This window comes from Erwinia sp. MMLR14_017 (assembly GCF_033657285.1).
GTDB lineage: Bacteria > Pseudomonadota > Gammaproteobacteria > Enterobacterales > Enterobacteriaceae > Erwinia.
In genome coordinates this window covers 74,832-95,740 of the sequence record NZ_JAWVWP010000001.1, presented here as the reverse complement: position 1 = coordinate 95,740, position 20,909 = coordinate 74,832, and the positions used below count along the sequence as shown (strand labels likewise).

Annotated in this window: 18 protein-coding genes and 1 pseudogene; 11 read left to right on the top strand and 8 right to left on the bottom strand. The window is 52.9% G+C overall.

What is annotated here, in order from left to right; translation table 11 throughout:
• Window positions 1–209 precede the first annotated feature (209 nt).
• The 3 genes and pseudogenes from SD961_RS00450 to SD961_RS00440 form a co-directional block, all read right to left on the bottom strand.
• Window positions 210–1,485 (bottom strand): annotated as a pseudogene (locus SD961_RS00450) (PLP-dependent aminotransferase family protein); the annotation flags it as partial.
• A 198-nt stretch (window positions 1,486–1,683) separates the two neighbouring features.
• Window positions 1,684–2,613: a LysR substrate-binding domain-containing protein gene (locus SD961_RS00445; protein ID WP_318788458.1), complete on the bottom strand. Its 930-nt coding sequence runs from the start codon at window positions 2,611–2,613 to the stop codon at window positions 1,684–1,686.
• Between the two features lie 134 nt (window positions 2,614–2,747).
• Entirely contained in the window at window positions 2,748–3,509 is a 762-nt protein-coding gene (locus SD961_RS00440; RefSeq protein WP_318788457.1) for an SDR family oxidoreductase, read from the bottom strand.
• A gap of 155 nt (window positions 3,510–3,664) precedes the next feature.
• Here SD961_RS00440 and SD961_RS00435 point away from each other — a divergent pair, with 155 nt between their 5' ends.
• The gene (locus SD961_RS00435; RefSeq protein ID WP_318788456.1) at window positions 3,665–4,528 is read left to right on the top strand and encodes an alpha/beta hydrolase; all 864 of its coding nucleotides are present in this window, start codon (window positions 3,665–3,667) and stop codon (window positions 4,526–4,528) included.
• 227 nt (window positions 4,529–4,755) lie between these two features.
• Window positions 4,756–4,965, top strand: coding sequence for a DUF1471 domain-containing protein (locus SD961_RS00430; RefSeq protein WP_318788455.1), 210 nt, complete (start codon window positions 4,756–4,758; stop codon window positions 4,963–4,965).
• Between the two features lie 121 nt (window positions 4,966–5,086).
• On the opposite strand, the gene SD961_RS00425 is transcribed toward SD961_RS00430, so the two are convergent.
• A complete protein-coding gene (locus tag SD961_RS00425) occupies window positions 5,087–6,151 on the bottom strand; it encodes a mechanosensitive ion channel family protein (protein WP_318788454.1) in 1,065 nt (354 codons plus the stop codon).
• A gap of 485 nt (window positions 6,152–6,636) precedes the next feature.
• Between SD961_RS00425 and SD961_RS00420 the strand changes: the two genes are divergently transcribed.
• Window positions 6,637–6,846, top strand: coding sequence for a DUF1471 domain-containing protein (locus SD961_RS00420; protein WP_318788453.1), 210 nt, complete (start codon window positions 6,637–6,639; stop codon window positions 6,844–6,846).
• A gap of 126 nt (window positions 6,847–6,972) precedes the next feature.
• On the opposite strand, the gene ssb1 is transcribed toward SD961_RS00420, so the two are convergent.
• Window positions 6,973–7,521, bottom strand: coding sequence for a single-stranded DNA-binding protein SSB1 (gene ssb1, locus SD961_RS00415; protein ID WP_306208595.1), 549 nt, complete (start codon window positions 7,519–7,521; stop codon window positions 6,973–6,975).
• Window positions 7,522–7,808: 287 nt separating this feature from the next.
• Here ssb1 and uvrA point away from each other — a divergent pair, with 287 nt between their 5' ends.
• Both uvrA and SD961_RS00405 read left to right on the top strand, forming a co-directional pair.
• The gene (gene uvrA / locus SD961_RS00410; RefSeq protein ID WP_318788452.1) at window positions 7,809–10,640 is read left to right on the top strand and encodes an excinuclease ABC subunit UvrA; all 2,832 of its coding nucleotides are present in this window, start codon (window positions 7,809–7,811) and stop codon (window positions 10,638–10,640) included.
• A gap of 287 nt (window positions 10,641–10,927) precedes the next feature.
• Complete coding sequence (locus SD961_RS00405) at window positions 10,928–11,983, top strand: NAD(P)-dependent alcohol dehydrogenase (protein WP_318788451.1); 1,056 nt, start codon at window positions 10,928–10,930, stop codon at window positions 11,981–11,983.
• A gap of 123 nt (window positions 11,984–12,106) precedes the next feature.
• On the opposite strand, the gene SD961_RS00400 is transcribed toward SD961_RS00405, so the two are convergent.
• Both SD961_RS00400 and SD961_RS00395 read right to left on the bottom strand, forming a co-directional pair.
• Complete coding sequence (locus SD961_RS00400; RefSeq protein WP_318788450.1) at window positions 12,107–12,808, bottom strand: TenA family protein; 702 nt, start codon at window positions 12,806–12,808, stop codon at window positions 12,107–12,109.
• Complete coding sequence (locus SD961_RS00395) at window positions 12,809–13,654, bottom strand: BtpA/SgcQ family protein (protein WP_318788449.1); 846 nt, start codon at window positions 13,652–13,654, stop codon at window positions 12,809–12,811.
• A gap of 27 nt (window positions 13,655–13,681) precedes the next feature.
• On the opposite strand from SD961_RS00395, the gene SD961_RS00390 reads away from it, so the two are divergent.
• The gene (locus SD961_RS00390) at window positions 13,682–14,542 is read left to right on the top strand and encodes a ribokinase (RefSeq protein WP_318788448.1); all 861 of its coding nucleotides are present in this window, start codon (window positions 13,682–13,684) and stop codon (window positions 14,540–14,542) included.
• Window positions 14,543–14,575: 33 nt separating this feature from the next.
• Here the strand turns inward: SD961_RS00390 and SD961_RS00385 are convergent, their stop codons facing one another.
• Window positions 14,576–15,529: a substrate-binding domain-containing protein gene (locus SD961_RS00385; RefSeq protein ID WP_318788447.1), complete on the bottom strand. Its 954-nt coding sequence runs from the start codon at window positions 15,527–15,529 to the stop codon at window positions 14,576–14,578.
• 350 nt (window positions 15,530–15,879) lie between these two features.
• Between SD961_RS00385 and SD961_RS00380 the strand changes: the two genes are divergently transcribed.
• From SD961_RS00380 to SD961_RS00360, 5 genes are all read left to right on the top strand, one after another.
• Window positions 15,880–16,902, top strand: a complete 1,023-nt coding sequence (locus tag SD961_RS00380; RefSeq protein WP_318788446.1) for a LacI family DNA-binding transcriptional regulator — start codon at window positions 15,880–15,882, stop codon at window positions 16,900–16,902.
• A 373-nt stretch (window positions 16,903–17,275) separates the two neighbouring features.
• The gene (locus SD961_RS00375) at window positions 17,276–18,022 is read left to right on the top strand and encodes an ATP-binding cassette domain-containing protein (RefSeq protein ID WP_318788915.1); all 747 of its coding nucleotides are present in this window, start codon (window positions 17,276–17,278) and stop codon (window positions 18,020–18,022) included.
• Window positions 18,023–18,041: 19 nt separating this feature from the next.
• Window positions 18,042–19,043, top strand: coding sequence for an ABC transporter permease (locus SD961_RS00370; RefSeq protein WP_318788913.1), 1,002 nt, complete (start codon window positions 18,042–18,044; stop codon window positions 19,041–19,043).
• Between the two features lie 3 nt (window positions 19,044–19,046).
• The gene (locus tag SD961_RS00365) at window positions 19,047–20,126 is read left to right on the top strand and encodes a phosphotriesterase-related protein (RefSeq protein WP_318788445.1); all 1,080 of its coding nucleotides are present in this window, start codon (window positions 19,047–19,049) and stop codon (window positions 20,124–20,126) included.
• An 11-nt stretch (window positions 20,127–20,137) separates the two neighbouring features.
• Window positions 20,138–20,896: a glutamine amidotransferase gene (locus SD961_RS00360; RefSeq protein WP_318788444.1), complete on the top strand. Its 759-nt coding sequence runs from the start codon at window positions 20,138–20,140 to the stop codon at window positions 20,894–20,896.
• Window positions 20,897–20,909 lie beyond the last annotated feature (13 nt).

Genomic DNA, 20,909 nt, shown 5'->3' with positions numbered 1-20,909 from the left:
AGCTTTTCCCGTGCACCCCTATATGGCCACTGCGCTGCATTTATATTTCCTGCTGACGCGCAGTCTGTTTTCTGTTGTTCTGAGATGGCACCGGCTTTCGCTAAGGGTATCACTGTGCTGCGCTATCGCCAGAAGTAAGCTCTGGACGCTTGGTTATCACCGCAGCGACTACACAAAACCAGAGAGCGTTTCCGCAAAATCCTGGCCTTTCAGGTCGCTGAGTTAATTAACATAAATGTTTCCCGGAGCGGTTTTTCCAGCAACATAACGGCATACGCATACGCTTGCGAGCGAATATTGGTTTAGCCCAGAACCAGACCGTAACGTTTCTGCGACTGGCTGTACCAGCTGGAAAGGGGAAAGACCTGAAGATTATGTTTCTGCCAGATAGCTGCAAGCGGCACATCCTGTATGCCTTTGCGAAGAAAGGCCACGATATGCATGCCGCCATCTGTCAGTTCATAATAAAAATATCAGAATAGAGTGCATACAACGCGCCGGGCATTATCTCTCTTCGCTGCTGAAAAAGAGTGCGCATTCTTTTTATATGTTTAAAAAATGTCCTTCACTGAGAAACATACTGAGTATTTTTTGAAGTAACAGAGGTTGGCCAGTCTCCATAATTTCCCCATTTTCCCGGAAACGCTGGATGGTATTCGGTGGCATAACAATGTAGCCAATACGCAGCGCGGGCATGATGGTTTTACTGAAGGTCCCGATATAAATCACCCGCTCGTTGATATCAAGGCTCTTTAATGCAGGTATAACTTTACGGGTGTAGTGAAACTCTCCGTCATAATCATCTTCAACAATCCATCCTTTATTTTCGCTGGCCCACGCCAGCAATTCATGTTTTCGCGGTAAAGAGAGGGAGACGGCCAGGGGACTCTGATGAGTCGGGGTTATTAGGACAAAACGCGCATCATGATGATGTTTTTTAAAATAACAGGTATCCAGCCCCTGCTGATTTACTGGCGAGTAATGCAGGTTTGAAGCAATACGTTTGAGCAGCTTCTGGCCAAAAAAATAGCCCGGGTCTTCCATCACTACTTTATCGGTATGCTGAGCCAGTGACTGCAGGATTAAGCGAATATTTGTGCGATAGCCATTAGTAACAAATATTTGTTCAGGCGTGCAGGTTATCCCGCGTGAGATTTGCAGGTAGCTGGCCAGCGCCTCACGCAAGGGGGCATAGCCCATCAGCGGCTGGTTTGTCATCTCTTCCGGATGAAGTGAACGGGCCGCTTTACCAGAAAGTAACAGCCATTTTTTAAAAGGAAATTCATCAAGGGCAGGAATGCCCAGTCGAAGATCCCCGCTACCCTCTCGCAGATCGATAATCTCGTTGATATCCGCATCCGCTAATTTTGCTTCAACAGGGCTACTGACAGGACTCATCCTTAAATCCGGATTAACCCGTGTTCCTCTTGCACCCTGACTGACAATGTAATCTTCACCCACAAGGATAGCGTAAGCAGATTCAACGTCGTCCGGCCTGGGCAAGAAATGTGCCGGGGTCAGCATTCTGCTTCAGCCCGCTGGGCATCCGTGATAACTGCAACCTGCCCGCACTCTGCGGGCAGAAGGGAAAGTAATGCAGAAAAAACAGCTCCGCTACCCTACCGTTTACGCATTATTACCTGTATCAGTCGCGACAGAGCTGTGGCTTTTTAACTAACCTCTTTATCCGACTTTCAGTGGCCATGGGTCCTGAGCTGATTCAAGCAACCACTCTTTAAAAGAGTGGGCGGCGGCTGAAGGCTGAGCTTTTGCTATCTCTACAAGGTAATAGGCCAGCGGGCTTGACTGAGCATCACCAAAAGGTCTGACTAAACGGCCAGCCTGAAGGTCAGCCGTGACCAGGCTGCTTCGTCCCAACGCCACTCCACTTCCAGCCATTGCTGCCTGTAATCCCGCTGCTGAGTCATTGATCCTGAGCACGCGGTTTCCAGTCTGGACATCCATTCCGGCTTGTTGAAGCCAGCTCTGCCAGGTGGGGAAAGCTGGCGTATCCCGCATTGAGAGATCGTGAATTAATACATGATGACAGAGCATTTCCGGGGAAGTCAGCGGGAACTCTCCCTCCAGTAAGGCAGGACTACAGACCGGGAAAAATTCCTCCCCCATCAGGTGTTCTGCACTCAGACCGGGCCAGCGTCCATGACCAAATCTTATCCCCAGATCGATACGCCCGGCGGCTAAATCCACAAGACGGCCCTCCGTCTGAAGAATAAGTTCAAACTGAGGGTAGCGAGACTGAAAATGTTCCACGCGTCCAAGCAACCACTTGTCTGCAAAAGCGGGCGGAACGGTGACAGTGATAGTTGCCGGAGCCGAGCCCTGACGTAGCCCCTCTACGGCGCTGGTCATCAGGTCAAATGCAGCCTGTAACTGACTCAGGGCGGTGATGGCTGGGGGCGTCAGTTCCAGACGGGATGGCCCTCCTCTGGAACGATTGAATAAGACTATGCCATAACTCTCTTCAAGGTTTTTGACGAGTTGCCCTACCGCCGCAGGGGTGACATTGAGTTCCTGCGCTGCACCGACAAAGCTCAGATGCCGGGCTGCGGCTTCAAATGCACGCAGTGCGTTAAGGTGACGGGGAGCCCGCATTCCATGAATTCTCCATAGCATTAAGATTACGATCGAAATAATAGTGCCGATGTGTGGAAAAAGTTTGCATAAGCACTCTGTCGCTTGCCTATCCGTCATTCAGGCCATTGGCGGTGAAGCCAATGGCTGTGAACTCAGAACTTTGACAAACCGCCATCAACGACGATCTCATCACCTGTGATAAACGAAGCGCGATCGCTGGCAAGAAACAGGACGACTTTTGCCACTTCACTCGCTTCACCGAAACGTCCCAGCGGTACAGAGGCTTCAATGCCTGCCGCAACTTCTTTCAACTGCTCATCCGACAATCCCAGTTTGCCGTGAAAGGGTGTGCTGACTGGCCCAGGACTGACAGCATTCACGCGGATCCCACGTGGGGCAAGCTCTGCGCCCAGGGTCAACGCCAGAGAACGCACTGCGGCTTTGGTCGCCGACAGAATGGACAGGCCTGGCGTGCCGACACTGTTCAGGAAAGAGGTGGTAAGAATAATACTCGCCCCTTTACTCATCAGCGGTGCTGCCTTTTGAACGGTGAAAAAGGCACCGTTAAAGTTCAGCGAGAACTGTTCGCTAATTTGTGCAGCAGTCACCTCTTCAAGAGGTGAAGCGCTGCCTGCGCCAGCATTAGCAAACACAATATCCAGACGGCCAAAGCGTTCAGCAATGGCGCTTACTACCTCATCCAGTGAGTCGGGATGACGAAGGTCACAGGCGATAACCAGCGCTTTATCACCAAACTCAGCTCGCGCCTGCTCAAGCCGCTGTTGATTTATGCCGGTCAGGACGACCTGAGCGCCCTCTGCTATAAACTGGCGCGCGGTTTCAAGACCGATCCCGGAAGTCCCGCCAGTGATCAGGACAATCTTGTTTACAAATTCGCGGTTTAAGTTAGTCATGGTTTTTTCCTCAGCGATGATAGTTGATTTATGCCGGTGGTAACTGGCAGGAGTAAACTATCCAGGAAAGAGCGCATTCAGCCAAACCACAAGAACTAAGCTGCCGCTAAAGAAAAACTATACTCCTTACTCCATCCAGATAAGGAGAAAAGAGTATGTTTGCAGGATTTACCCAGCAGGAGGTTACGCTTTCTGAAGCCGTGCTTAACGTACGTTATGGCGGCAATGGCCCGCCCGTGCTGTTACTGCATGGCCATCCCCGTACTCACGCAACCTGGTCAAAGGTCGCCCCGCTGCTTGCTCAATCTTTCACCGTGGTGTGCCCGGATTTACGCGGTTTTGGCCGCTCTTCCAAACCCGCTGACTTACCCGACCATGCAGGCTCCTCCAAAAGAGCAAAAGCCCGCGATTGTATAGAGCTGATGAGCTTTCTTGGCTTTGAGGAATTTGCGTTAGTTGGGCATGACAGAGGAAGTTATACCGCCTACCGCACCGCTTTAGATTATCCCGAAAAGATTACGCGGCTGGCGGTACTGGAATGCGTTCCCATACTCGAAGCACTGGAGCGATGTAATGAAAAATTTGCCCGCCAGTGGTATCACTGGTTTTTCTTTGCACAACCTGAAAAGCCTGAGCGGGCTATCCTGGCCGATCCTGACCAATGGTACGGAGAGCGTCCGGAAACGATGGGAGATGAAGAGTATGAAGAGTTCAGACGGGCGATACACGATCCAGCAACAGTACATGGAATGATTGAAGATTACCGTGCCGGGTTGTCTGTAGATCGACAACATGAACTTCAGGACCGTCAGGCAGGCAGAATGATTAAGTGCCCTCTGCTCTCGCTGTGGGCAGAGCATGATGACCTGGAGGAGATCTATGGCGATATTCCGGCCATCTGGAGACGCTGGGCGCATAATGTGCAGGGTAAGAGCATTAACAGCGGCCACCATATGGCCGAAGAGGCTCCTGAGGAGCTTACGGCTACACTCCGGCAGTTTCTTTTGTCATCTGAGTAGCGTTCAGCCAGCTAAGTGCCCTGCCAGCGTGACAGGAAAAGGTGAGCTTTATGCGGCTGGCGGAAGCATAAAGCGTTCACTGACCGGTTACAATGGCCTGATTCTTGTTCAAATTTATTGAGTTATTGCAGCAAATTGTTCAGCTTTTAAACGTTCATGTTTGAGCCTATTATGATTTTATCGAGGCAGAACGGCCTCTTAATAAAATTATCTCTGAGGAATTAAACATGAAAACCATCAAAAATTTCGTTGCAGTTACGGCTCTTTCCCTGATCTCTTTCGCCAGTTTCGCCCAGAGCATTACCGTTTCAGCCCCTACTCTCGACGATGCTGAAGCGAAAATTTCCGCTCAGGCTCTGCAGTCTGGCGCAACTTATAAAATCACCGGCGCACGTGTTGATAACGGTGCTTACGTGTCGGCTGAACTGACTAAATAAGTGTCCTGCTTTAAAACAGTGCAAAGCAATAGCGTGATATTGAAACAAAAAACCCTGCCTGAGCAGGGTTTCACTGTTTCCAGAGTAAACAAGAGCAATTAGCTACCGATCAGCCGGACTATCAATCGTCGGATTCGGTGAGTGTAGCCCTGACGTGAGGGAGGCTCTGCGGATAATTTTGCTGAATAAACGCAATCATTTTCTCACGCACGTGACAGCGTAAATCCCAGGCTATGGGTGAATTCTGCGCGGTCATCAGCAATCTGATTGTCATAGTTTTCTCATTAGTATCAGTAACCTGAAGCACCTGAGTCTGTTGATCCCATAATTTTGTCTCACTGAGGACTTTTTCAAAATGCTTACGCAGAGGCTCTAAAGGCATGGTGTAATCAACATAAAGAAAAACAGAGCCTAATATTTGTGCGTTATTACGCGTCCAGTTCTGGAAGGCATTTTCTGTAAAGTAGGTTATAGGCAGCACCAGTCGGCGCAGGTCCCAGATACGCACAACAACATAAGTCAGGTTTATCTCCTCAATCCAGCCCCACTCCTTTTCAACGACCACCGCATCATCAATTTTTATAGGTTGCGTAAAGGCTATCTGAATGCCGGCAAACAGGTTGACAAGCGACTTCTGTAGCGCAAACCCAATGATTATTCCGGCAACCCCCGCACCGGCCAGGATGGTTGTGCCGAATTTTCGAATGCCAGGGAAACTGAGTAGTATCAGAGAAACACAGAATGAGACCAGCAGTACAATAGCGACTTTTTTTACATATATTATCTGAGTGCGAACTTTACGGGCACGAAGATTATTTGAAAGATTAATGTCATAGCGTATAAAAAGCATATCCTGCACAACATTCGTCAATCGAATTAAAATCGAGCAAAATGATAATATAATGAATATATTAACAATGTTTGTAATAATATAAAGATAACTCGGGTGGATGTTAATATAATTAACGCCAATATTTATTAACATCAAGGGAATGAAAAGAAACATCGATCCACGAAGATGCTTTTCAAGGGATTTGAATAGCTTTCGGTCACGATTCTGCCAGTAGCGAATAAACACGAGAAGTATAAATCGGGCCAGGAACCCCACTGCGAATGAGAGAGTGACGAGCAATAAAGCAGGTACCCATGATGGCGCACCAGATAACTCACCGAATATCATTGGCATTTTTTTCCCTTATATTCAGACAACAACTTTTAGTTGTCATATCAGTAATAAAAATTCAGTAACCGTTGTCTTTCCGGTTATCTGCGAATTCAATGGCTAACGCGCATAAGTTCAGATAACTGACGATTAACGCAAAATATCCATGAAAATAAACCAATATAAAGGGTAGCATAAACGCCAATGGCCTCACTCAGTTGGCTGAAGAAGCCTGAGGAGCTGGCGGCTGCACTCCGGCAGTCTCTTTTGGTATACGAGTAGCGTTCAGCCGGATCGATACCGTTTCAGCGTGACAGCGCAAGGTTTGCGCCATATGTCTGGCAGGATATAAAGCACTCACCGATCGGTTAAAAACGCCCTGAAACTTATTCAAATTTATTGAATTATTTCAGCAAATTGTTCAGCTTTTAAACGTTCATGTTTGCGCCTATTATGATTTTATCGAGGCGGAACGGCCTCTTAATAAAATTACTTCTGAGGAATTAAACATGAAAACCATCAAAACTTTCGTTGCTGTTGCGGCCCTTTCCCTGATCTCTTTCGGTAGCTTTGCCCAGAGCATTACCGTTTCAGCCCCTACTCTTGACGATGCTGAAGCGAAAATTTCCGCTCAGGCTCTGCAGTCTGGCGCATCTTATAAAATCACCGGCGCACGTGTTGATAACGGTGCTTACGTATCGGCTGAACTGACTAAATAAGACTCCGGCGTTAAAGCAGTCAAAGCAGTCAAAGCAGTCAAAGCAGTACCGTGATACTGAAACAAAAAAACCCTGCCTGAGCAGGGTTTCACTGTTTTTATGGAACGATGACTGAAACGAGAGTCCTCAGAAAGGAATATCGTCGTCAAAATCCATTGGTGGTTCATTGTTAGCCGGAGCGTTATTCTGCTGCGGCTGCTGCGGACGGGACTGCTGGCCGCCGCTGAACTGGTTGTTGCTGCCGCCCTGTGGCTGCTGTGGCTGGCCCCATCCGTTGTTGTTGCCCTGTCCACCGCCGCCTGCCGGTGCGCCTGCGCCGCCACCCTGACGGCCACCCAGCATCTGCATGGTGCCGCCGACGTTAACCACCACTTCCGTGGTGTATTTCTCTACGCCAGCCTGGTCAGTCCATTTGCGAGTCTGCAGCGCGCCTTCGATATAAACCTGGGAACCTTTACGCAGGTATTCACCCGCCACTTCCGCCAGCTTGCCAAACAGCACAACGCGGTGCCATTCGGTTTTCTCTTTGGTTTCGCCGGTCTGCTTGTCACGCCAGCTTTCAGACGTGGCCAGGGTAATGTTGGCAACGGCGCCGCCATTTGGCATGTAGCGAACTTCCGGGTCTTGACCCAGGTTGCCCACCAGGATCACTTTGTTTACGCCTCTGCTGGCCATGTTGGTGTCTCCGATAATTGTTCTGCTTTAAGTCTAAGCCGGAAATTCTAACATGCCACTCTTTGAGATCCTACTTTCAGATCGGGATCGTAAAGGGTTTATCAGGCTTGCAACGTTGCAGGTTGCGGCCTGAGAAGGATCGGAAAATTTTCCGGTCAGGATCAGGATCCTGGTATGCTCTGTTGGCAAAACACTGGTTATCCATATAGGTTTTTTTGTGCCATAATAACAGGCTTCATTCTGACCGTGCCTGCACGGTGAGGTCTGTGTTAATCCGGGAATTGTGAATGGATAAGATCGAAGTACGGGGTGCACGCACCCATAATTTGAAAAATATTAACCTGATCATCCCTCGCGACAAACTGATCGTTGTCACAGGCCTGTCAGGCTCCGGTAAGTCCTCGCTGGCGTTTGATACGCTCTACGCCGAGGGGCAACGCCGTTACGTGGAATCTCTCTCTGCCTATGCCCGCCAGTTTCTCTCACTGATGGAGAAACCGGACGTTGATCATATTGAAGGGCTGTCGCCAGCCATTTCCATTGAGCAGAAATCCACGTCACATAACCCGCGCTCCACCGTGGGAACAATCACTGAAATTCATGACTACCTGCGCCTGCTGTTTGCCCGCGTGGGTGAGCCTCGCTGCCCGGATCACGACGTGCCGCTGGCCGCACAAACCGTCAGCCAGATGGTGGATAACGTGCTGGCTCAGCCGGAAGGCCGCCGCCTGATGCTGCTGGCGCCTGTTATCAAAGATCGTAAAGGCGAGCACACCAGGACACTGGAAAATCTGGCGTCACAGGGCTATATCCGCGCCCGTATTGATGGTGAAGTGTGCGATTTGTCAGATCCGCCAAAGCTTGAGCTGCAGAAAAAACACACCATTGAAGTGGTGGTAGACCGCTTTAAAGTGCGCGAAGACTTACAGCAGCGTCTGGCCGAATCGTTCGAAACAGCGCTGGAGCTTTCTGGCGGTACCGCCGTTGTGGCTGATATGGATGATGAAGCGACCGAAGAACTGGTGTTCTCCGCTAACTTCGCCTGCCCGGTCTGCGGTTACAGCATGAGCGAACTGGAACCGCGCCTTTTCTCCTTCAACAATCCGGCCGGCGCCTGCCCAACCTGTGACGGCCTGGGCGTACAGCAATATTTCGACCCGGATCGCGTGGTACAGAACCCGGAGCTGTCGCTGGCTGGCGGTGCTATTCGCGGCTGGGACCGCCGCAACTTCTACTATTTCCAGATGCTGCGTTCACTCGCCGAACATTTGAAATTCGATATTGAAGCGCCGTTTGAAACGCTGAAGGATCATGCGCGTCAGGTGATCCTGTTTGGATCCGGCAAAGAGAGCATTGAATTTAAGTACATCAACGATCGCGGCGATACTTCCGTGCGGCGCCATCCGTTTGAGGGCGTGTTGCACAACATGGAGCGCCGCTATAAAGAGACCGAATCTTCTGCCGTACGTGAAGATCTGGCGAAATTTATCAGCAACCGCTCCTGTGCCAGCTGCCACGGAACGCGCCTGAAGCGTGAAGCACGTCATGTGTTTGTAGAGAACACCACGCTGCCGACTATTTCTGATATGAGCATCGGCCATGCGCTCGATTTCTTCCAGAACATGAAGCTGAGCGGCCAGCGGGCGCAGATAGCTGAAAAAGTGCTGAAGGAGATTGGCGACCGCCTGCGGTTCCTGGTGAACGTGGGCCTGAACTATCTCTCTATGTCTCGCTCTGCCGATACGCTCTCCGGTGGTGAAGCGCAGCGTATCCGTCTGGCGAGCCAGATCGGGGCGGGGCTGGTCGGCGTGATGTACGTGCTGGATGAACCCTCTATCGGCCTGCATCAGCGCGACAATGAACGTCTGCTGGAGACGCTGGTGCATCTGCGCAATCTCGGTAACACGGTGATTGTGGTTGAGCACGATGAAGACGCTATCCGTGCGGCTGACCACGTGATTGATATCGGTCCGGGCGCGGGCGTACACGGTGGTCAGGTTGTGGCGGAAGGCACCGTAGATGACATCATGGCGGTTGAGGAGTCCTTAACCGGGCAATACCTTAGCGGCAAGCGTGGCATTGCGGTCCCAAAAGAGCGCGTGAAGGCAGATCCCAGCAAGGTACTTAAGCTGACCGGCGCCAAAGGCAACAACCTGAAAGATGTGACGCTGACGCTGCCGGTAGGCCTCTTCAGCTGCATTACCGGGGTCTCCGGCTCGGGAAAATCCACGCTGATCAACGATACGCTGTTCCCGATCGCCCAGCGCCAGCTCAACGGCGCAACCGTTGCGGAAGCCGCGCCTTATCGTGAAGTCACCGGCATGGAAAACTTCGATAAGGTTATCGACATTGACCAGAGTCCGATTGGCCGCACGCCGCGCTCTAACCCGGCAACCTATACCGGCATTTTCACGCCAGTACGTGAGCTGTTTGCTGGCGTGCCGGAATCGCGCACGCGGGGTTATACACCCGGACGTTTCAGCTTTAACGTCCGTGGCGGGCGTTGTGAAGCCTGTCAGGGCGATGGCGTGATCAAAGTTGAGATGCATTTCCTGCCCGATATCTATGTGCCGTGCGATCAGTGCAAAGGCAAACGCTATAACCGTGAAACGCTGGAAATTAAGTATAAAGCGAAGAATATTCACGAAGTGCTGGATATGACCATTGAAGAGGCTCGCGAGTTCTTTGATGCCGTTCCTGCGCTGGCGCGTAAGCTGCAGACGCTGATGGACGTTGGCCTCTCCTATATCCGGCTGGGCCAGTCGGCCACCACCCTTTCCGGTGGTGAGGCGCAGCGCGTGAAGCTGGCACGTGAGCTTTCCAAGCGCGGAACGGGCCAGACGCTCTATATTCTTGATGAGCCGACCACCGGTCTGCATTTTGCGGATATTCAGCAGCTGCTGGAAGTGCTGCATAAGCTGCGCGACCAGGGCAATACCATCGTGGTGATTGAGCACAACCTTGATGTGATCAAAACCGCGGACTGGATTGTGGATCTCGGTCCGGAAGGCGGCAGCGGCGGCGGGGAAATTCTGGTTTCCGGCACGCCGGAGACGGTAGCGCTGTGCAAAGAGTCGCATACCGCGCGCTTCCTTAAGCCGATGCTGAATGTGAAGTGATAACGTTGTCGGGGCGGAGAGTTCTGCCCCGACAAATGACGTTTTAATGTTTATTGCGTGACAAACAAAATCTACGTTTTTCAACAAATCACCCACCTTTTAAGGCTATTTTTGCCGCATTCAGCTTAATCGTGCAGGATCAGGCAAGATTTAGACAGGTTCCGGCATACCCCCTTTGCCTTTCGCTAACTATCCTTACTGTTCTCTGATCTGTTCAGATCACGGTGCCCTTTGCAGGGACTCACCTAAGCGTTACGTTCAAAAAACTTTCACTGACTGGAGATACCATGAATATTACGCATGCCTATGCTGCACAGGATGCAAAATCGAAGCTGGCCCCGTTTGAGTACCAGCCGCGCGAACTGCGTGAACACGATGTCCAGATTGAAGTGATGTACTGTGGCGTCTGCCATTCCGACCTCCATCAGGCTCGCAACGAGTGGAAAAACACCATTTTTCCCGTCGTTCCAGGCCATGAAATCGTAGGCCGCGTGACAGCGGTAGGCGGCCATACTCATAAATATAAAGTCGGCGATCTGGTCGGCGTAGGCTGCCTGGTAGATTCCTGTCGTACCTGCGACAGCTGTAAAGAGGACCTGGAGCAGTATTGTGAAAACGGCTTCACCGGCACCTATAACGGCGAAGACCGCATCACGGGCGATATCACCTACGGTGGTTACTCCACGCAGGTTGTGGTGAATGAGGACTTCGTGTTGCGCGTACCGGAGAATCTGGACCCGGCTGGTGCCGCGCCGCTGCTGTGCGCCGGTATTACTACCTACTCTCCTTTGCAGCACTGGAAAGTGGGTCCCGGTAAAAAAGTCGGCATCGTTGGCCTGGGCGGCCTGGGCCATATGGGCGTAAAAATTGCTCATGCCATGGGTGCCTATGTTGTGCTGTTCACCACCTCACCTTCTAAAGTGGAAGATGGCAAGCGCCTGGGTGCGGACGAAGTGGTAATTTCAAAAGATGCGGACCAGATGGCTGCGCACGTTAACAGCTTCGACTTTATCCTCAACACCGTAGCAGCCCAGCACGACCTGAACCCGTTCATCAACCTGCTGCGCCGTGACGGTAATATGACGCTGGTTGGCGTTCCTGAACATGACCATCCATCACCGCAGGTTATTAACCTGATCTTTAAACGCCGCAGCATTGCCGGCTCGCTGATTGGTGGCATCAAAGAGACGCAGGAAATGCTGGATTTCTGCGGTAAGCACAACATCACTTCCGATATTGAGATGATTAAAATGGAAGAAGTGAACGAAGCTTACGAACGTATGCTGAAAAGCGACGTGAAATACCGCTTTGTAATCGACATTGATACGCTGCGTAACCAGTAAGCTCTGCTGGTAATATTGCTACAGACGGGCGGAATTTTCCGCCCGTTTTGTTATTCCGAATGTTGCCTTTACAGAATCTCCTCAGGCTTCACAGCGGTGATTGGTAGAGTAGTCAGATTCTCTTTACTCGCTTAAGCCATTGCCAACTGATACCGATGCCTGACTTGCTGCGGCTGGCTCTTCGTCAGAATAAGCGGCAGTATGAAAATCTATCTCCCATTTCAACACCTTGCCATATAGCTCGGAGAGGGCGAACTTCTCTTCCACACTCATTTCTGCTGCACAGCGGTCCAGCTCCGCTTTCAGCCAGCTCGCCTGCTGATAAAATTCCTCTTCTGCATGCATCTCAACCCAGTGGCGAATGTCGCTATCGCTCTGCGTTTTCAGACTGACGCGTTTGCACCAGTGGTAATACATCCATTCCGCCCCAAACATTAGCGTGACGATCTCCGAATAACTACCGCGCTGTGCCACATTCAGCATACCCTCGCGGAAACGCTGCACGCCCGGCAGGTTATCCGGATAGTTTGCAGGATTGACCTCACGCTTCGCCAGCACCTTTTCAAACCATGCAATCTGCGTATCGACCAGCGCATTCAGTACGCCGATGAGCCAACGCTGCTGGCGGATGTCGGGGGCTTTACTTACCCCCAGCGCAAAGATAGCGATGGCGGTAGCAACAAAATTCCCCTCGAACACCAGATAGCGGTTAAACACCTCTTCCGGCAGGCGATCCTGCTCTATCTCGCAGACAAAGCGATGCTGCTGCATCGCCTGCCAGCCAGCCTGATGCTCACGCAACAGGCGATCGCTGAACGCCTCCATCTATTCAGCCTCCAGCACGCTGCGGGCTGCCGCCATAAAATGTTGTACGCGGGCCAGTTCGACCTCATTCCACCAGACGCCATCCACCTTTAACGCGCTGGCGACGATCACGCCCTGGGTTCTGGCAAGGATCTGCCCAACGTTGTCCGGCGTTACGCCCGACCCGACCAGCAGCGGCAGTTCGGTTGCGCTGCGGATCTCGTCAATTTCGTCCAGCGTCGCGCTGTCACCGGTTCGCTGTCCGGTGGCGATCACCGCGTCGGCCTCAAAGAAATCCACATCACGGGTCAGCTCCTGAATGGAACGGTCGGCCACAATAGCGTGGCTGCCATGTTTGACGTGGCTGTCGGCAAACACTTTGATGTGCTCCGCCCGCAGTTGGCTGCGGTAACGCAGTGCTTTAGCCGCCGCGCCTTCGATAAAGCCTTCGTTGGCGATATAAGCATTCGCCCACTGATTAACACGTACAAAGTCTGCCCCGCCCGCCAGCGCGGTGGCCAGTGCTGGAATGGCCGCATTAGCAAGGACATTGATGCCCAGCGGTACGTTAAACCGGGTACGGACTTTTTCGGTTATCACTGCCATTAGCGCAGCGGTTTCCGGGCCAATATCTTCCGGCTTGGAGAAGGGAATATCGCCATGATTTTCAATGATCAAACCATGAACACCGCCGGAAATATAATTATCCGCATCGCGTAGCGCGCGCTCAATAATATCGCCTACAGTCTTTCCTCTGTATTTTGGTGTGCCGGGAAAGGGGTCGCAATGAATAACGCCAATGACCGCTTTCTTACGTGAAAAAATAGCTTGTATTGCGTCTGTTTTTCCTGCTGATATAGCAACCATCTTCTTCATCCTGTTCAAGGAAACACAATGCGTGTTTATGTCACCGGTAATATCACCGTCGATGAAACCTGGGCAATATCTGATATTCCCAAAAAAGGCTCATCCATTCATGGCAATAAAATCTCACAAGATATCGGAGGAAAAGGGGCTAATCAGGCCATATTACTTGCCCGCTGCGGAATAGAGACAACGCTTATTGCCGCCGTGGGAAATGACAGTAATGGCAGCTGGATCAGAGAGCAAATACGCGCTGAGCCGCTACGCCTGTTGCCTGAAAAGTTATTCCCTTGTCACAGTGATACCTCAATTATTTTCAATAGCGAAGATGGCGATAATGCCATCGTCACCGCCACCGTTGCAGCTGACTCTTTGAGCCTGGCAGAGATTACGCAGGCGCTAACCGGCGCACAGCCTGGCGATGTTTTACTACAGCAAGGCAATTTCTCCCTGGAGAAAACCCGCAGTCTGTTCGAGCTGGCCAGAGCCAACGGAATGATCGCCGTCTTCAATCCGTCGCCCGTTAAACCTGAGTTTGCTCAGCTCTGGCCGCTGGTAGATATCGCGGTACTTAACGAGCATGAGGCTGAGTTACTCAAGCCTGCGGGCGTAAAAACGTTAGTGATCACTCACGGATCTCAGGGCGCATCGCTGAAAACCGCTGATAAAACTCAGTTTTGTGCGGCAACACCCGCTCAGGCTATTGATACCACCGGCGCTGGCGACACGTTTCTGGCGGTGATGCTCGCCTCCGCCCTGCTCCGCCAGAGCGAGATAGACGAGTTAGCACTTACTCACGCCAGTAAGGCTGCGGCCATTACCGTCAGCCGTCCGGGAACCCACAGCGCTTTCCCCAACATAGCTGAACTCAACGCGCTGCTACAAAACTAACGCGCAGGCCCACCTCTCTGTGGGCCTGCAGATTTATTTGAAAAGAGGACGATAGGGGTCAACGTTCGCTTTTGTCACCACGGTAGCGGGCACCAAAATTCGCTTTGGCACCGTTTTTCCAGCGCTGATGTCGTTCAGGGCTTTCAACGCCTCTTCGCCCATCTTCTCAGGATCCTGTTGCAGAACGGCGGCAACATATCCGCCATCTATGCCGCTGATGGCTTTAGCCGTAAGATCCCAGCCAAACACCTTAATGTCCTTTTGCCGCCCCTGGTTTTCAACAGCCGCAATCGCTCCCAGCAGTGCCGGCTCGCCGGTGGCATAGATAGCGGTTAAATCAGGGTTGCCGGTAATCAGATTCTCTGCCGCCGTCATGGCGCTGTCCTGAATATTGCGGCCATCCACCACGTCGGCCACGGTAATCTGCTTGTTGGCTGTGATGATCTCCTGGAACCCTTTTTGCCGGTCGTTCTGAATGGCTGAGTTCAGCGCACCAACAATACCCAGCCGTGCCTTGCCGTTCATATTTTTTTGCACATAATCAAGGAAGTAGCGACCAAGGATTTTACCGCCCTCAATATTATCCACGCCCACCTGGGCCGCCTGCGGCCCTTCAGGCAACACGGCATCAATGGCAATCACCGGGATCTTTGCCGCTGCCGCTTCTTTGATGGCAGGCATAATGCCGTTGACGTCAATGGCATCGACCAGAATGCCCTTCACACCCTGCTGAATATAATTTTCGATGGCATCATTCTGCGCAACCGGATTATCAGTAGCATTGAAGACCACCAGATCTTTTCCGCTGGCTTTTGCGGCGTCCTGTGCCCCTTTATTCATCAAATTGAAAAACAGCGCCTGCTGATTAATCTGAACCAGGGCATAAGTGGGCGCGGCTGCCCAGGCAGCAGCCATATAACTGCCGGATGCCATTAATACTGTCGCCAGTGCCAGAACACGTAATTTCCCGGTGTTAAATACCATCATTATTGTCCTCAGTGGAATTGAGTTATAACCAGCTATGCCGCAGCGAAAATTAATCCGGCGGGAAGTGTTGGCAGGACAAATATCAGCGTGATGACTGACGCTCTTTTTTTAAAAAAGAGACGATCGACAGAAACCGGGAAAAAACATTTTTGCAGCCGGTCCGTGTCGGCGCAGGAATAAAATGCTTTTAACAGGGTGGGAATTGCTTCCCGGGCCGTGCAGGTAAACTGTCTATTACCATTCTCCGTTGTCGTTTTTTTGTCAAGCGTTAATTTTGTTAAGATCTGAAGATTGCAAAAAATGGTATAACAGCGGCGCTTAACTATGTTACAGATATCCTTCTCTCTGATATGGCCTGCATGATGATAAAAAAACGCGTTCTGCTCTCTGATGTGGCAACCCTTGCAGGTCTCTCTAAAGCCACCGTTTCCCGCTACCTGAACCACAGTATCGTGCTGCCGCAGGAAACCATTACGCGGATTGAATCGGCTATTGCTCAACTGGATTACCGGGGCAACAGTCTGGCCCGCCGTCTGAGTAAAGGCGGCAGCGAAACGCTGGGGCTGGTGCTGCCGGATATCACTAACCCCTTCTTCGCAGAACTGGCCGATGCTGCGGAAGAGGCGGCGTTTGAACATGGCTACAGCCTGGTGCTTTGCATCACCCGCAACAATCCGGAAAAAGAGAGCCAGTTTATCCGCTGGCTGGATACCTGCCAGGTTGATGGCCTGCTGTTTACCACTAATCGCCCCGATAACGGCCTGTTGCGCAAGGAGATCCAGCGTCATCAGCGCATTGTGCTGCTGGATGAGGATATCCCTGGCAGCACGGTGCCCAAGGTTTTTGCCGATAACGTGCAGGGCGGTATGCTGGCCACGCAGCAGCTGATTGTCGCCGGACACCGGCAAATCGCCTTTATCGGTGGGCCGGACGAGTTGATGAGCGTGCGGGAGCGCTATCACGGCTTCTGCACCGCGCTGGCGCAGGCCGGATTGCACTGCCCACCGGAGTGGGTGATGTATGGAAATTATCAGCGCGAATTCGGCCAGCGGGCGCTGCATCAGCTGTTCAGCCGCGATATCCGCCCTACTGCCGTTTTCGCCGCCAGTGACTTTCTGGTGCTGGGCTTGCTGGATGGCCTGCGCGAGCTGGGCCTGCATGCACCACAGGATCTCTCGCTGGTGGGTTTTGATGACGCCAGCTATGCCGATTTTACGCAGCCCCGCATTTCCACTATCCGCCAACCCGCCAGAGAGCTGGGCAGAACCGCCGTCAGCCTGATGCTGCGGCTGCTTAACGGAGAGGAGAATATTGCTGCAGAAACCCGCCTGCCAGTGACCTGGATCGGTCGCGACTCCATTCAAATCCGTTAAGCCTGCCCAAAATGGCGCGCTATTCGCACAATGATGGCGCAAAAACTGTTCACTCCTTCCTTGCCACCTCCCTTCCCGTAAACCGGTTTACTAAAAATATAACTATTTTCATCTTTTATTTCAGCCGGTTAAAAACATGACACTGTCCACTCCCCGCCGCCTGGCATGGAAGCTGCTTTACTTCATCCGGCGAACAAATATTTAAGCGTTTTTTCCGATGTGCAGTGTGGAAAGGCCCGCCAGTCAGGTAAACCGGTTTACAAGATGTGAACCGCGACTGGCAGGCCCTTTTTCTGCCATCACCGTCCTTGCCGCTGTCTGGCGATGGGAGTTAACGATGCAACAGCCACAACCCGTTAAAGCGCGGGTAGAAATGGTCAATATCACCAAAACTTACGGCTCTATTCGCTCGCTGCGCGGGGTTAACCTCAAGCTGGCGCCGGGTGAAGTACTGGGCCTGGTGGGGGATAACGGCGCGGGGAAATCCACCCTGACCAAAGTGCTTTCCGGTGCCGTAGTGCCCACCAGCGGTGCCATCCGCATTGACGGTGAAGAACAGCATTTTGCTAATCCAGCCGACGCGCGCCGCTGCCATATCGAAATGGTCTATCAGGATCTCTCGCTGTGCGACACCGTAGACGTGGCGGGCAACCTGTTTATGGGCCGCGAGCCGATGAAGCATAGGCTGGGCATCCCTTTTCTTGACCAGAAAAAAATGCATGCAGATGCCCGTGAAATGCTGAAAGGTCTGGGAATTTCCATCCCTGATACGCGGTTGCTGGTGCGTAATCTCTCCGGGGGGCAACGCCAGGCGATTGCCATTGCCCGTGCAGCCGCCTTCGAACCGAAAGTTCTGATTATGGATGAACCCACCGCCGCGCTGGCCGTGGCAGAAGTGGAGGCGGTGCTGGAACTGATCCGGCGCGTCAGCGCCAGGGGAGTCAGCGTGATTTTGATCACCCACCGGCTGCAAGATCTCTTCCTGGTTTGCGACCGCATCATGGTGATGTATGAAGGTACCAACGTGGCGGATCGCCTGGTGGCAAACACCAGCCTGAGCGATATCGTTAATCTGATTGTCGGTGAGAAGTTCACCGCTCACTCAGCCGCCGCGCACTGAGGTAAACGGGATGAGTATGATTAATCTGAGCACTCCACGCGTTATCCGCCATTCGCTGCCGCGCCGCCTCTTGCATAACCACTCGGGCGTCGTCAGCATCGCGCTGTTTTTCGTTTTCTGTTGCGTGGTGTTCTCGTTTATCACCGGTAACTTTCTCAGCAGCACCAACTGGCTGAATATCATCCGCCAGAGCGCCCCGCTGCTGATCGTCGCCACCGCCATGACGCTGGTGATCACTACGGGAGGAATCGACCTGTCGGTAGGCTCTACGCTGGCACTGGTGGGCGCGCTTTCTGCTATTGCACTGAATTACTGGGGCTTACCCTGGCCTGTGGTGCTGCTCGGCGGCCTGCTCCTGGGCGGTCTGGTCGGCGCTATCAACGGATTCTTTATTGCTTACGAAGGAATCCCTGCCTTTATCGTGACCCTTGCCACTCTTGCCGTGGTGCGTGGCGTAGCGTTGCTGATCACTCAAGGCTACTCCATTCCCATTCCGGCAGACAGCCTGTTTACCGCAATGGGACGAGCCTGGGTGCTGGGCATCCCGATGCCCGCGCTGATTGGCATTGTGGTGTTAATCGTCGGGCATATTGTGCTGAACCATATGCGCTTTGGCCGCTATGTGACCGCTATTGGCGCCAATGCAGAAGGCGCCCGCCGCAGCGGTATCAATACCAAAGCGGTTACGATGCGCGTCTACATCATCAGCGGCATGGCCGCCGCGCTGGCCGGGATGATTATCACCGCGCGCCTGGGCAGCGGCTCCTCAAATCAGGGAGAAGGGTTTGAGTTGCAGGTGATTGCAGCAGTGGTGTTAGGCAGCACCAGCCTGTTTGGCGGCTTCGGTACTATCATCGGCACGCTGCTGGGCGCCCTGTCGATCGCCATCATCCAGAACGGGCTGATCCTGTCGCATATCTCGCCGTTCTACACCCAGATTGCTACTGGCACCATTATCCTGCTGGCTATCTGGCTGAACACCCGCATTCTCAACCCGGCGCGAGCGCCGTCGAAAGGATAGCTGATGAAAGGATCGATTTTTCGCCATGCGGAGCCGTTGCCGGTAGGCGTCAGCAGCGGTTATGTGATGAGTGTGCTTGGCCCCCTGCCGCTGGCAGAAATGGGCGTGACGCTGATGCATGAACATATTCTGTTGGACGCCTCCGGCAAATGGGTCGCGCCCTGCTGCTGTAGCGATCGCCATATTGCCGAAATGCCGGTCAGGATCGAAAACCTGGGCGAGCTGTCGCTTAACCCGTTAATGAGTCGCGATAACTGCCAGCTCTTTGACGTGGACGTCGCTATTGAGGAACTGATGAAGTTTCGCGCCCTGGGCGGTGAAACGGTTATCGACCCAACCAATATCGGCATCGGTCGCGATCCCAAAGCGCTCCAGCGGATTGCACGGCTGACCGGTCTGAACATCATCATGGGGACAGGACTCTACCTTGAGCCTTCCCACCCCGAGTGGGTGAAAGCGATTTCCGTAGAGGAGCTGACAGAAAAGCTGATTTACGACGTGGGTGGCGCAGCGGAAAAACCTGAGGTGATAGCCGGACTGATTGGCGAAATCGGCGTATCAAGCCGGTTTACTGCTGACGAAGAAAAATCTCTGCGGGCAGCAGGCCGCGCCAGCGCGGCTACCGGCGTGCCGATTGAGGTTCATCTTCCCGGCTGGGAAAGGCTGGGACATAAAGTGCTTGATATCCTGGAGCAGGAAGGGGCAGATCTGCGCCACACCGTGCTGTGCCATATGAACCCCAGCTGTGCCGATAAACGCTATCAGCGTGAGCTGGCGCAGCGCGGGGCTTTTCTCGAATATGACATGATTGGTATGAGCTACTACTACGCCGACGAGTCTGCGCAGTCTCCGTCTGACGAAGAGAACGCCCGCGCTATCTGCGAGCTGATCGACGACGGCTTTATCCAGCAGATCCTGCTGTCGCAGGATGTGTTTCTGAAAACCATGCTGACCCGCTACGGCGGCCACGGTTATGGCTATATCCTCAAACATTTCGTGCCTCGTCTGCGCCGTCACGGCGTCAGCGGCGAGCAGCTTGAAACCTTATTAATTGCCAACCCGCAGCGCGTTTTTGGCGGGTAAAGGGAGTCGTTATGCCAAAGAATATTTTACTGGTCGGAGAGTCATGGACCAGCACCTCAACGCACGTAAAAGGCTTCGATCAGTTTGCCACCGCTACCTGGCACAACGGCGCGACGGAGTTCCTCGCAGCGCTGGCTGACAGCGATTACGCCATCACGCATATGCCCGCCCATGAAGCGCCGGTGAGTTTTCCGCTGACGCTGGAAGCGCTGCAGCAGTGGGACGCCATCATTCTGTCAGATATTGGCGCCAACACGCTGCTGCTGCATCCCGATACCTGGCTGAAAAGCCAGCGTACCCCGAACCGTCTGGCGCTGATCCATGATTACGTCGCCGCTGGCGGCAGCCTGATGATGATTGGCGGTTATTACAGTTTTCAGGGCATTAACGGCGGCGCCCGCTATCGCAACACTGCGGTGGAAAAAGTCCTGCCGGTGCGTTGCCTGGCCTGGGATGACCGCATTGAGTCGCCGGAAGGCATTTACCCTGAGATCAGAGAACCTCATGCCGTGTTCAGTAATATCTCTGGCGACTGGCCCTGGCTGCTGGGCTACAACGAAGTGGAAATGCAGCCGGAAGGGAAGCTGCTGGCCACCGTGGCGGGCACATCCCATCCGCTGGTTGCGGTACGTGAATATCAGCAAGGCCGCTCGTTAGTCTGGACCAGCGACATGTCCGCCCACTGGCTGCCCGCCGAGTTTGCTGCCTGGCCGGGTTATCGCCAGCTCTGGATCAATTGCCTGGCGTGGCTGACAGAGAGAGCCGCATAAGCGGATGGCCCCT